Here is a 12,734-nt window from a genome sequence, read left to right on the forward strand (position 1 = left end):
AGCGTTGGTGAATGGCAACTCCGTCGCCAAGCCGCGTCGCGAGCCGGCGACACCTTGCAGATATAAGGAAATGCATGCCTGCATGCGGCATTTCCATGATATTCGGAGATTCCATGGTGCACTCATCCCACGAATCGGCCCCCGCTGACGATGCGTTGCAGACCAGTGGCCTGTCGCGTGTCGAAGAGCTGATTGAGGACATTCGGCAAGGCAAGATGGTGATCCTCATGGACGATGAGGATCGTGAGAATGAAGGTGATATCATCATGGCCGCCGAGATGGTCCAGGCCGAGCATATCAATTTCATGGCGCGCCATGCCCGTGGCCTAATCTGCCTGCCGATGACCCGCGAGCGTTGCGAGCGCCTCAAGTTGCCGCTGATGGTGCGTGACAACGGCTCCGGCTTCGGCACCAAGTTCACCCTCTCCATCGAGGCTGCCGAGGGCGTGTCGACCGGCATTTCCGCTGCCGATCGCGCGCGCACCGTACAGGCGGCGGTAGCACGTGACGCTCGTCCCGAGGACATCGTCCAGCCTGGTCATATCTTCCCGTTGATGGCCGAACCAGGTGGTGTGCTGCGTCGCGCCGGTCATACCGAGGCCGCTTGCGACCTCGCTGCCATGGCGGGGTTCGAGCCCAGCGGCGTGATCTGCGAGGTCATGAATGACGACGGCAGCATGGCGCGGCGCCCGGAGCTCGAGCGCTTTGCCGCCGAGCATGGGCTGAAGATCGGTACCATTGCCGATTTGATTCATTACCGCATCCATAACGAACAGACCATCGAGCATGTCGAGGCCAAAGCGGTCACCACCGCCTTCGGCGAGATGAATCTGCACGTGTTCCGCGATAGCATCCAGGGGGCTCACCACGTGGCGTTGGTCAAGGGACGGCCCGACCCGGATCAGCCGACCACCGTGCGCGTGCACTTGGCCGAGCCGCTGCGCGACCTGTTGACGCTGACCAAGCCCGATAGTCAGAGCTGGACCGCGCAGGGAGCCTTGGCCGAGATCGCCAAGGCGGAGCGTGGGGTCTTCGTGCTGCTCGACGACGGCCGACCGCATCAGGATCTGAAGGATCAGCTCGATGTCCTGCTGGAGCGCAAGCGAGCACCGCGCACCAGCGATTCCGATGGGGCGGGCAACTACCTGACCATCGGTACCGGCTCACAGATTCTGCGTCATCTCGGGGTAGGCAAGATGCGCTTGCTCAGCTCGCCCTGGAAGTTCTCGGCGCTATCCGGTTTCGACCTCGAGGTCGTCGAACGGCTGAGCCCCTGATACATGAGCTCCGGCCACGGCTTTCGGGCCGGGGCTTCGTCCTTGACCGGCCTTGTGTCAGGCCCCTTTTATCGCGTGTCCCGTAGGGCACGGTGCGGACTAGCAGGATTGGAAACCATGCAACCTATCTCCCAAGTCGAAGGCAGTTTCACCGACGTCGATGGCCGCTACGTGATCGTGGTCGGTCGCTTCAACCATCATGTGGTCGACAGCCTGGTGGAAGGCGCCGTCGATAGCTTGGTGCGTCACGGTGTGAATGCCGAGCATATCGATATCGTCCATGTGCCGGGCGCCTGGGAATTGCCGCTGGCGGTCAAACGGGCCCTGAAAGTGGTCAAGCCGGATGCCGTCATCGCCTTGGGGGCGGTCATTCGTGGTGGAACCCCGCACTTCGAGTACGTGGCCGGTGGCTGCAATGCCGCCATGAGCAATCTGCAACTCGAGTTCGACACCCCGGTCGCCAATGGCGTACTGACGGTGAACTCCATCGAGCAGGCGATCGAGCGTGCCGGTACCAAGGCCGGTAACAAGGGGGCCGATGCGGCCATGGCGGCGATGGAGATGGTCTCGTTGCTGCGTCAGTTCGGAGGTGAGGCATGAGCCAGCAGCAGCGTACCCCGTCCAAGGCGCAGCAGGCCCGCCATGCAGCCCGCGAGCTTGCCGTGCAAGGGCTCTATCAATGGCAACTGACCGGCAAGCCGATCGCCACGGTCGAAGCCGAGTTTCGTAGCCAGATCGCCGACGATGACCTCGAGGATCACGAGAACTGGCGCAAGGTGATGGAGATCGCCGATCTGGCGCTATTCCATGAGCTGCTGCACAACGTGGTACGTTTCCAGGCCGATCTCGATGCCACCCTCACGCCGGTGCTGGATCGTCGTCTGGAAGATCTCGACCCGATCGAACTGGCGATCCTGCGGCTCGGGACCTATGAATTGTCGCGGCGCCTGGAAGTGCCCTATCGAGCGGTGATCAACGAGGGTATCGAGTTGGCCAAGTCATTCGGTGCCACCGAAGGCCACAAATACGTCAACGGTATCCTCGACAAGTTGGCGGCCCGCCTGCGTCCCGCCGAGGTCAGCGCGCGTCGCTGACATGCCCCGGACGATGTCTAGCCCGATGCCCAGCGAGTTCGAGCTGATCGCCCGCTATTTCACTCGGCAGCCCGGTGACGACGGTGTGCTGTTGGGAGTAGGGGACGACTGTACCTTACTGCAACCGACGCCGGGATATTGCCTGGCGGTGAGTGTGGATACCTCGGTCGCCGACGTGCACTTCCCGGGTACGGCGCCGGCCTATGCCATTGGCTACCGGGCCTTGGCGGTCAGCCTCAGCGACCTGGCGGCGATGGGCGCTACTCCGCGCTGGTGTCTGATGGCGCTGACCCTCCCCGAGGCAGAGGAGTCCTGGCTCGCCGAGTTTGCTCGCGGCTTCCATGCCTTGTGCGACACCAGCGGTGTGACGTTGGCGGGGGGCGACATTACCTGCGGCGATTTGAGCATCGGCGTGACCGTGCATGGCGAGTTGCCGCCGGGTATGGCGCTGCGGCGCAGCGGTGCCCGCGCCGGCGATGTGCTGGCGGTAACTGGCTCCCTGGGGGGTGGGCATGGAGGCCTGCGGGCCTGGCAGCAGGGCGAACGCGATCTCGACGACCCGCTGTTGGCTGCCTATCTACTTCCCCAGCCGCGTATCGAGGCCGGCCAGGCGTTGCGCGATCTAGCTACGGCCGCCATCGATATCTCAGATGGACTGTTGGCGGACCTGCAGCACCTGTGCGAGGCCTCCGGCGTAGGTGCCGAACTCGACCGCGAGGCACTGCCCCTGACACCAGGGCTGGTCGAGCGCCTTGGCGACACTGACGCCTTGCATGCGGCCTTGGGCGGGGGCGACGACTATGAACTGCTGGTCAGCTTGCCGCCCAAGGCCGTCAAGGAGGCTCGCCGCCGCCTGCAGACACTGGGCGTGCCGTTGACCGTGATCGGCAAGCTATCCTCCGAATCCGGGATTCGCGGGGTCCCCGACTCGATCCCGAGTGGGTGGCTGCACTTTCACGGAGAGGCGCCATGAATCGCGCTCCCGCGAGTGTCTGGCGCCGCCCCACCCACTTCCTGGCCTTCGGGCTGGGCAGCGGTGCCGTGCCCTGGGCGCCAGGTACCTTCGGCACCCTGGCGGCGATCCCTTTCTACTGGCTGATGTCCGATCTGCCGCTGGGCTGGTACCTGAGTCTGGTTGGTGTGGCGATGGTGATCGGTATCTGGCTGTGCGACAAGACCTCGCACGATCTGGGCGTGCACGATCACTCTGGTATCGTCTGGGACGAGTTCGTCGGCTACTGGTTGACGATGGTAGCGGTGCCCTTTTCCTGGGAAGCGGCACTATGGGGTTTCGTCGTCTTCCGCATCTTCGACGTCTTCAAACCGTGGCCGATTCGCTGGGCCGATCGTCGCGTGGCGGGCGGTTTCGGCATCATGATCGATGATGTCATGGCCGCCCTCTATGCTTGGGGGACCATTCACTTGTGGCTGTGGTTACATTGAGAAAACACTGAATAAATGTCTGCGCGGGCGAATCGCTGCGTTGCGTGGTGCTCGGAAGCCTCACATATAACCGCATATGCTCCGGTTCCTGCGCTCCGGGCGCCTTGCGCTTCGCTCTGCTCGTCAATTTATTCAGCGCTTTCATGATGGAGAAACCTATGCGCAAGGGGCTGTTCGTTGTTGTCGTCATCGCAGTGCTGGGGGCGGGGTATCTGGTCGCCCAGGCCACATCGAGCCTGTTGTTCGAGCGAGAACTCGAGCGGACCTTGAATGATCTGGCGGCACGTGGTGATCTGCACGTCGAACGACACGATGTCGAACGCGGCTGGTTCGTGTCGCACGGTGAGATCGTACTGACTCCACGGCTAGGTGAAGGTGAGTCCTGGCGATTCGAGTTGCCCTACACTGCACGCCATGGGGTGCTGAGCACGCGTGCCGAAGGTCGCCTGGTGCCGGTGATGGGTGAGGATGACTCCCTGCTGTTCGGCGAATGGTTGCCGGTCACTCCTCCCCGCTGGCATGCCGAGTACCGCACCCTTTCCAACGATTTGGAGCTGCGTGTCGACCTGGTGGGGTTTCAGACCACCGAAGGCGAGCGACTGTTCGATTTCCAGGGCGGCGAACTGCTGCTCAGCGGACGCCGCGATGATGTGCGCCTGCAGGCTCGTTTGGGCCCATTGGATGTCGAGCAAGGCGACGACATCGTGCAGATCGAGCCGTTGATCCTGGATATCCGCCATCGCCTGGGTGATGACGACCATCCTCCCCACCTGGCGCTGGATACCTTGCGTCTAGCCAGTCCCTCGCTCGGATTGGAGGTCGATATCGTCGGCGAGTTGCGTTTCCTGGGAGGGGACTGGAGACAGTTTCGGCTAAGCGACCTGGAGAACGATGTCAGGCGGCAGCACTGGCGGTCGCGTCTCGATGGTCATTTCACCTGGGACGGCCCGCCGGCCCTGGTGCTGCTCCAGCTTGGCCTGCCGCTGTCGACCGACGTGCTGGAAGTCGAGATCGAAGCCGGTGAGGTGACAATCAACGACCGTCCGCTGCCATCGTTGCACTAGCGCTTGAAGTTCCACATTGTCGCCCGCATTCCTGTACCCAATGCGGTCAATGGACCACTCGAGACAGGACGCACGATGAGCGAGTACGACGAAAACCTGGAAGATATCATCTCCGACACCGCCACCGAGGAAGAGCAAGACCGGGAGTCCCGGTCCGGTGGGGCCGTGGTCCCGACCCAGGACTATCTGCCGGAGCGCCTTTACCTGCTGCCGATCCACAACCGGCCCTTCTTCCCCGCCCAGGTGCAGCCATTGGTGATTCATCGCCCGCGCTGGGAAGAGACCATGCAGCGGGTTTCCAATACGCCGCACCATACCTTGGGCGTTGCTTTCGTCGGCGATACCGGGGTCGACGATCTGAGCTTCGACAGGTTTCCCGAGGTCGGGACCGCCGTGCGCGCACACAAGGTGCAAGGCGAGGATGAGCAGATCCAGTTCATCGCCCAGGGCATTCGGCGCTTTCGTATCGTGCGCTGGCTGTCGAAGAAACCACCATACCTCGTCGAGGTCAGCTATCCCAAGGAGCCGGTCAACGTCGAGGAAGACGAGACCCGTGCCTATGCCATGGCGTTGATCAACGGCATCAAGGAGTTGTTGCCGATCAATCCGCTCTACGGTGAGGAACTCAAGAACTATCTCAATCGCTTTAGCCCTCATGAGCCAGGGCCGCTGGCTGACTTCGCGGCGGCCATCACCTCGGCCAAGGGGGACGAATTGCAGGAGATCCTCGAGACCCTGCCAGTCATGGCACGCATGCAGAAGGTGTTGCCGCTGCTGCACAAGGAGATCGAGGTCGCCCAACTGCAGAGCGAGATCAGCGAGCAAGTCAACGCCCAAATGCAGGAGCGCCAGCGCGAGTTCTTCCTGCGCGAGCAGCTCAAGGTGATCCAGCGCGAGCTGGGCATTTCCAAGGACGATCGCGAGAACGATGTCGATACCTTCAGGAAGCGCCTCACCGACATGGAGGTTCCCGAGCGGGTCATGGAGCGTATCGACGACGAACTCGACAAGCTCTCGGTTCTCGAGACCGGCTCGCCGGAATATGGCACTACCCGCAATTACCTGGACTGGCTGACCTCGTTGCCGTGGGGTATCACCAGCCAGGACCAGCTCGATCTCAAGCATGCGCGCCAGGTCCTCGACCGCGACCACGACGGTCTGGATGACGTCAAGGACCGCATCATCGAGTTTCTCGCCGAAGGCACCTTCAAGGGCGACGTGGGGGGGTCGATCCTGTTGCTGGTCGGCCCACCGGGGGTCGGCAAGACCTCGGTGGGACGCTCCATCGCAGAAGCCCTGGGCCGCGAGTTCTACCGTTTCTCGGTGGGGGGCATGCGCGATGAGGCCGAGATCAAGGGCCATCGTCGCACCTATATCGGCGCCATGCCCGGCAAGCTGGTGCAGGCGCTCAAGGAGGTCGAGGTAGAGAACCCGGTGATCATGCTCGACGAGATCGACAAGATGGGCCAATCATTCCAGGGCGATCCGGCCTCGGCATTGCTCGAGGTGCTCGACCCGGAGCAGAACGTCGACTTCCTCGATCATTACCTGGACGTGCGTCTCGATTTGTCCAAGGTACTCTTCGTGTGTACTGCCAATACCCTGGATTCGATTCCCGGGCCGTTGCTCGACCGCATGGAGCAAATCCGCCTGTCGGGTTATATCGCCGAAGAGAAGCAGACCATCGCCAAGCATCACTTGTGGCCCAAGCTGTTAAAGCGCGACAAGATCCCGAAGAAGCGCATCAATCTTACCGAAGCCGCACTCAAGCAGGTCATCGAAGGCTATGCCCGTGAGGCCGGGGTGCGACAGCTCGAGAAACAGCTTCACCGCATCGTGCGCAAGGCGGCGGTCAAGTTGCTCGAGAACGACCAGCAGACGGTCAAGGTTTCGATCAACAACCTCGAGGAATTTCTTGGCGCACCGCTATTCCGCAAGGACGAGGTTCTCAGGGGGGAAGGTATCGTCACCGGACTGGCGTGGACCGCCATGGGTGGCGCCACCCTGCCGGTGGAAGCCGGCAAGGTGCATGCCCTGGATCGCGGTTTCAAGCTCACCGGCCAGCTTGGCGACGTGATGAAGGAGTCGGCGAATATCGCCTATAGCTACGTCCAGGGCCACTTGGGCGAGTTCGGCGCCGATGCCGACTTCTTCAATGACGCTTTCATTCACTTGCATGTGCCGGAAGGCGCCACGCCCAAGGATGGCCCCTCGGCCGGGGTGACCATGACCACGGCCCTGTTGTCGCTGGCCAGGCATCAGTCCATTGATCGGTCGCTGGCGATGACCGGTGAGTTGACCCTCACTGGTCAGGTGCTGCCGGTGGGCGGTATCCGTGAGAAGATCATCGCCGCTCGACGCAGCGACATCTTCGAGGTGATCCTGCCCGACGCCAACCGTCGCGACTACAACGAACTGCCTGGCTTTCTCAAGGAGGGCATGACGGTGCACTTCGCCAAGCGCTACCAGGACGTGGCCAAGGTGGTATTCGGCTAAGTTGGGCTACGGGCTACGGGCTACGGGCTACGGGCTACGGGCAGTTTGTGGATGGCTCGGAACCAACAACAATCCTGCTCGAAGCTCGAAGCTCGAAGCTCGAAGCTCGAAGCTCGAAGCTCGAAGCTCGAAGCTCGAAGCTCGAAGCCTGCTGTCTGGCCAGCCGCCCCGGCTCGTGCCAGAATCGGCGGTCGACCTGGACACCCAGAACCGTCTAAAACTGTCTGCGAGATAGTGAAAGACGGCGTGACTGAGCACGAGAGGACATCATGCCCGAATACCGTTCCCGCACCACCACCGCCGGTCGCAACATGGCCGGAGCCCGCGCCCTTTGGCGTGCCACCGGCATGAAGGACGACGACTTCCACAAGCCGATCATCGCCGTGGCCAATTCCTTCACCCAGTTCGTGCCCGGCCATGTGCACCTGAAGGACATGGGGCAACTGGTGGCCCGCGAGATCGAGAAGGCCGGCGGGGTAGCCAAGGAGTTCAACACCATCGCGGTGGACGACGGCATCGCCATGGGCCACGACGGCATGCTCTACTCGCTGCCCAGTCGCGACATCATCGCCGATAGTGTCGAGTACATGGTCAGCGCCCACTGTGCCGACGCACTGGTATGCATCTCCAACTGCGACAAGATCACTCCGGGGATGCTGATGGCTGCCATGCGTCTCAATATCCCGGCGATCTTCGTCTCCGGCGGGCCCATGGAAGCGGGCAAGACCAAGCTGCTCGATCACGGCCTGGACCTGGTCGACGCCATGGTCATGGCCGCCGATGACAAGGTCGACGATGCCACCCTGGCCGAGGTCGAGCGCAGCGCCTGTCCGACCTGCGGTAGCTGCTCGGGCATGTTCACCGCCAACTCCATGAACTGTCTCACCGAGGCACTGGGCCTGGCACTGCCGGGCAACGGCACCGTGGTCGCCACCCATGCCGACCGTCGCCGGCTGTTCGAGACCGCCGGTCACCGTATCGTCGAACTTGCCAAGCGCTACTACGAAGGTGACGAGGCGCATCTGCTGCCGCGTGCCATCGGCTCCAAGGCGGCGTTCAAGAACGCCATGACCCTGGATATCGCCATGGGCGGCTCGACCAACACCATCCTGCATCTGCTCGCCGCCGCCCAGGAGGCCGAGCTCGACTTCGGCATGGCCGACATCGACCGCCTGTCGCGTGAGGTCCCGCAGCTGTGCAAGGTGGCGCCCAACACCCAGAAGTACCACATCGAGGACGTGCACCGTGCCGGTGGCATCATGGCGATCCTCGGCGAGCTGGACCGTGCGCGGGTACTGGATACCTCGGTGCCCACCGTTTACGGCGACAGCCTCAAGGCGGCGCTGGACGAGTGGGACATTATGCGCAACCCGTCACCCGAGGTGGTGGAGTTCTTCAAGGCCGGCCCCGGCGGTGTTCCCACCCAGGAGGCCTTCTCGCAGAGCGCTCGCTGGCCGAGCCTCGACGGCGATCGTGCCACCGGCTGCATCCGTGACCTCGAGCACGCCTTCTCACGAGAAGGGGGGTTGGCGGTGCTGCATGGCAATATCGCCCGCGACGGTTGCGTGGTGAAGACCGCCGGCGTCGACGACTCTATCCTGGTCTTCGAAGGCCCGGCGCACGTGGTCGAGTCCCAGGATCAGGCGGTGGAGCACATCTTGGGTGGCAAGGTGAAGGAGGGCGAGGTCGTCGTCATCCGCTATGAAGGGCCCAAGGGTGGCCCTGGCATGCAGGAGATGCTTTACCCGACCTCGTACCTCAAGTCCAAGGGGCTCGGCAAGGCGTGTGCACTGCTCACCGACGGGCGCTTCTCCGGCGGCACCTCAGGGCTGTCCATCGGTCATGTCTCGCCCGAGGCCGCGGCGGGCGGTGCCATCGGCCTGGTCGAGTCGGGCGATATCATCCAGATCGATATTCCCAACCGGGCGATCAACGTCAAGCTTACCGACGCCGAACTGGCCGAACGTCGCAAGGCGATGGAAGCGAAGGGTGCCGATGCCTGGAAGCCGAGCATCCAGCGTGTGCGCAAGGTATCGGCGGCACTCAAGGCTTACGCGCTGCTCGCCACATCCGCCGACAAGGGCGCGGTGCGCGACCTTTCCAAGCTGGATTGAGGCCTCCTGAATGGCGAGGCCCGCGCCGGATGGGCGCGGGCCTCGATGAATGTCGACGCTTTCCCTGTCGGATGCGCAGGGTTTCAGGCGGCATCATGAAACGACTTTGATGCCTCCTCCTCCAGGGCCTCGAGTTCGCACTCCAATTCGAACCACAACACCAGCATGTCCAGACTATCTTCGGAACAGCACATCCTGACAACCTCCCTGATCGAGTGGTGGATGGCGCAATACGCAACTCAGTATGGCTGACTAGACGAAGGTCGACATGACGTTTTTTGATCCTTTTTTGATATGCATCAGACTGACATGCATAACGCAGGCCTACCGGACGGATACCATCAAGGGTGGTTGCGGAACACAGACAAGGAGATGGGATGAAGGAAATCTTCAACGTTGGCGTGGTGGGCTATGGCTTTGCCAGTAAGACCTTTCACATACCGTTGATCCTGGCGACTCCCGGCCTGAACCTGGTGGCAGTGTCTTCCAGTGACGCCGATAAGGTACATGCCGACTTGCCGGATGTCGTCGTGGAATCCAAGCCCCAGGCGCTGTTCGCGCGCAGCGAAATCGACCTGGTGGTGATTCCGACCCCCAACGAGACCCACTTTCCGCTGGCCAAGTCGGCGCTGCTTGCGGGCAAGCACGTGATTCTCGACAAGCCCTTCACCGTGACGCTTTCCGAAGCCCGCATGCTCAAGAGCCAGGCCGATGAATGCGAGCGGCTCTTGACGGTGTTCCACAACCGGCGCTGGGACAGCGATTTCCTGACTCTCAAGTCGTTACTCAAGCAGGGGACCCTGGGGCGCGTGGTCAACCTGGAGTCGCGTTTCGACCGCTTTCGTCCCGGGGTACGTGAGCGCTGGCGCGAACAGCCCAAGCCGGGCGCGGGTATCTGGTACGATCTGGGGCCGCACCTGCTCGACCAGGCCCGTCAACTGTTCGGCATGCCGCGCGCGATCCTCCTCGACCTGGCCAACCGACGTGATGGGGCCAAGGTCGATGATGACTTCCTGGCCTTGCTCGACTATGGCGGGCTCAGGGTCACGCTCAAGGCCAGCGCCCTGGTCGCCGAGCCCACGCCGCGCTTCGCCGTCTACGGAACCCGGGGCAGCTACGTCAAGTATGGACTCGACCCGCAGGAGGAACGGCTCAAGGCTGGCGAAACACCGGCACCGCAGTGGGGCGAGGACACCCGCCACGGCACCCTGACCCTGCGTGATGGAGAAGGCGAGGATGCCCCGCTGGTGTCCCGTGAACAGCCGACGCTTCCCGGCGACTATCTCGCCTATTACCGAGGCATCGTGGCGGCCCTGAATGGCGATGGTCCGACCCCGGTCGGTGTCGACGACGCCCTGGCGGTGATGGGGCTGCTCGAGGCCGGCTTGGACAGTTGTCGCCAGGGGCGCTGGGTTAAGCTCAAGGAAGGTTCGCCCTCCAAGCGGCTACATCCGCACTGATTCGAGCTACCAGAGCCTGGGGCGAGCGCTCTCGTCACGGAGCCGGTCTCGTACGATGTACAGCGCGGCGATGGCGCGGGCTTCGTGGAAGTCGTCGCGAGCCAGCAGGGCAGGAAGCTCGTCGATGGCGTGGGTCTCGACGATCAGCGGCTCGGGTTCGTCTCCAGCCAGCCGTTGGGGGTAGAGGTCGGTGGCGAGCATGACCTGCATGCGATGGCGCATGTAGTTGGGGGCCAGGGACAGTTCCACCAGGGGCTCGATGTTACGGGCCCCGAAGCCGCACTCTTCCATCAGTTCACGATTTGCCGCCGAGACGATGTCCTCTCCGGGGTCGACCAGCCCCTTGGGCAGGGTCAGCACGTAGTCGTCGAAACCGGCGGCGTATTCACGAATCAACAGCACGTGTTCCGGATCCGGCATGGCAACGATCATCACCGCACCATGGTCGCTGCCCATCAACCGCTCGAAGCTGCGCTCCGCGCCGTTGGAGAAGCGCAGCTCGAGGGCTTCGACCCTGAACAGTCGGCTGCGAGTGACTTCGCGGCGCGACAGGATGCGTGGCTTTTCGGGAAAGGTGGGCATGGAGGCCTCCGGGCATGGGGTACGTGATGCTGTGTTGCCGATCCTGATGATCCAGTACAATACCATTCAACTCTCTGTTGCGGAGCCTCTGGCCGATGATCGACTGGCGTGTCATCGACACTGTATTGCTGGACATGGACGGTACCTTGCTGGACCTGCATTTCGACAGCCACTTCTGGCTCGAGCACCTGCCCAAGCGCTATGTCGAACTGCATCACCTGGACGATGTCACCCAGGACGAGGTGCGCGCACGCATCATCCGCGAGCAAGGTACGCTCAATTGGTACAGCCTTGCTTACTGGAGCCGTGAGTTGGGGGTGGATGTTCTCGCCCTCAAGCGTGAAGTCCAGCATTTGATCGGCCTGCGCAGTGATGCCTTGGATTTCCTCAAATGGTTGAAGCGCGCGCATCCGCGCGTAGTGTTGGCCACCAATGCCGACCGTGAGAGCCTGGCGCTCAAGTTGCCGCTGACCGGTCTCGAGGACTACCTTGACGCCGTCGTGTCGTCGGCGGATGTCGGCGTGGCCAAGGAGGCTCCCGAGTTCTGGTTCGCACTGCAGGAACTCGAACCGTTCGATCCCGAGAGAACCCTATTCATCGATGACAACCAGGCGGTGCTGGAATGTGCGCGGGAATTCGGCATCCGCTTCCTGCTGGGCATCAAACAGCCCGACAGCACCCGTCCCGAACGCGAACTCGAGGAATTCATTGCGCTGGATCGCTTCGCCACCATTCTTCCTGGCGAACGGCCGCGCACCTGAGGTGAGCGATGGAAACGGTACGACTCGACAAATGGCTGTGGGCGGCACGCTTCTTCAAGACCCGGGCGCTGGCCAAGAAGGCCATCGACGGTGGCAAGGTTCAATACAACGGGGCCAAGGCCAAGACCAGCAAGGCCGTCGAACGCGGCGCGCGGATCAAGGTGCCGCAGGGCTGGGACGTCTGGGAGGTCGAAGTCGTGGCGCTGTCCGATCAGCGCCGCGGTGCGCCCGAAGCCCGGGAACTTTATCGTGAGACCCCAGAGAGCCAGGCCCGCCGCGAGCGTGAAGCCGAGCGGCGGCGGCTGGCCAATCAGGCCTTCCAGCAACCGCCGCGCCGTCCCGACAAGAAACAACGCCGCGAACTGCAGCGGATACAGCGGCAGGGGGAAGACTGACGCCTGGCGTTGCCGCTGACTCATGTCGTTGTGGGAGCGCAGCTTGCT

The 12,734-nt window shown here is 62.7% G+C and carries 12 protein-coding genes; 11 read left to right on the plus strand and 1 reads right to left on the minus strand.

Features of this window, described 5'->3' with window-relative positions; genetic code table 11:
• Positions 1-113 precede the first annotated feature (113 nt).
• The 9 genes from ribBA to IE093_RS06655 all read left to right on the plus strand — a co-directional run bounded on the left by ribBA (position 114) and on the right by IE093_RS06655 (position 10,948).
• The gene (gene ribBA, locus IE093_RS06615; RefSeq protein ID WP_189467412.1) at positions 114-1,277 is read left to right on the plus strand and encodes a bifunctional 3,4-dihydroxy-2-butanone-4-phosphate synthase/GTP cyclohydrolase II; all 1,164 of its coding nucleotides are present in this window, start codon (positions 114-116) and stop codon (positions 1,275-1,277) included.
• Positions 1,278-1,394: 117 nt separating this feature from the next.
• Positions 1,395-1,877 carry a 6,7-dimethyl-8-ribityllumazine synthase gene (gene ribH / locus IE093_RS06620; RefSeq protein WP_189467414.1) on the plus strand — a complete coding sequence of 161 codons (483 nt, stop codon included), beginning with the start codon at positions 1,395-1,397 and terminating at the stop codon, positions 1,875-1,877.
• Positions 1,874-2,371 (plus strand): transcription antitermination factor NusB, encoded by a 498-nt coding sequence (gene nusB, locus IE093_RS06625; protein WP_189467416.1) that lies wholly within the window; start codon positions 1,874-1,876, stop codon positions 2,369-2,371. Before ribH ends, nusB begins: the two co-directional genes overlap by 4 nt.
• Positions 2,372-2,396: 25 nt before the next feature.
• Positions 2,397-3,344 (plus strand): thiamine-phosphate kinase, encoded by a 948-nt coding sequence (thiL, locus tag IE093_RS06630; protein ID WP_189467419.1) that lies wholly within the window; start codon positions 2,397-2,399, stop codon positions 3,342-3,344.
• The gene (locus IE093_RS06635) at positions 3,341-3,814 is read left to right on the plus strand and encodes a phosphatidylglycerophosphatase A family protein (protein WP_016417922.1); all 474 of its coding nucleotides are present in this window, start codon (positions 3,341-3,343) and stop codon (positions 3,812-3,814) included. Before thiL ends, IE093_RS06635 begins: the two co-directional genes overlap by 4 nt.
• A 158-nt stretch (positions 3,815-3,972) precedes the next feature.
• Positions 3,973-4,878 (plus strand): DUF945 family protein, encoded by a 906-nt coding sequence (locus IE093_RS06640; RefSeq protein ID WP_189467421.1) that lies wholly within the window; start codon positions 3,973-3,975, stop codon positions 4,876-4,878.
• Between the two features lie 75 nt (positions 4,879-4,953).
• Positions 4,954-7,374, plus strand: coding sequence for an endopeptidase La (gene lon, locus IE093_RS06645; protein WP_189467423.1), 2,421 nt, complete (start codon positions 4,954-4,956; stop codon positions 7,372-7,374).
• Positions 7,375-7,643: 269 nt separating this feature from the next.
• Positions 7,644-9,488: a dihydroxy-acid dehydratase gene (ilvD, locus tag IE093_RS06650; RefSeq protein WP_189467425.1), complete on the plus strand. Its 1,845-nt coding sequence runs from the start codon at positions 7,644-7,646 to the stop codon at positions 9,486-9,488.
• Between the two features lie 377 nt (positions 9,489-9,865).
• Positions 9,866-10,948, plus strand: coding sequence for an oxidoreductase (locus IE093_RS06655; RefSeq protein WP_189467426.1), 1,083 nt, complete (start codon positions 9,866-9,868; stop codon positions 10,946-10,948).
• A gap of 6 nt (positions 10,949-10,954) precedes the next feature.
• Here IE093_RS06655 and nudE read toward each other — a convergent pair whose 3' ends face one another.
• The gene (gene nudE / locus IE093_RS06660; RefSeq protein ID WP_189467428.1) at positions 10,955-11,530 is read right to left on the minus strand and encodes an ADP compounds hydrolase NudE; all 576 of its coding nucleotides are present in this window, start codon (positions 11,528-11,530) and stop codon (positions 10,955-10,957) included.
• Between the two features lie 95 nt (positions 11,531-11,625).
• On the opposite strand from nudE, the gene yrfG reads away from it, so the two are divergent.
• Together yrfG and IE093_RS06670 are read left to right on the plus strand one after the other, a co-directional pair.
• A complete protein-coding gene (yrfG, locus tag IE093_RS06665) occupies positions 11,626-12,291 on the plus strand; it encodes a GMP/IMP nucleotidase (RefSeq protein ID WP_189467430.1) in 666 nt (221 codons plus the stop codon).
• Positions 12,292-12,299: 8 nt separating this feature from the next.
• Entirely contained in the window at positions 12,300-12,686 is a 387-nt protein-coding gene (locus IE093_RS06670; RefSeq protein WP_189467432.1) for an RNA-binding S4 domain-containing protein, read from the plus strand.
• Positions 12,687-12,734 lie beyond the last annotated feature (48 nt).

This window comes from Litchfieldella qijiaojingensis (genome assembly GCF_014651875.1).
GTDB lineage: Bacteria > Pseudomonadota > Gammaproteobacteria > Pseudomonadales > Halomonadaceae > Litchfieldella > Litchfieldella qijiaojingensis.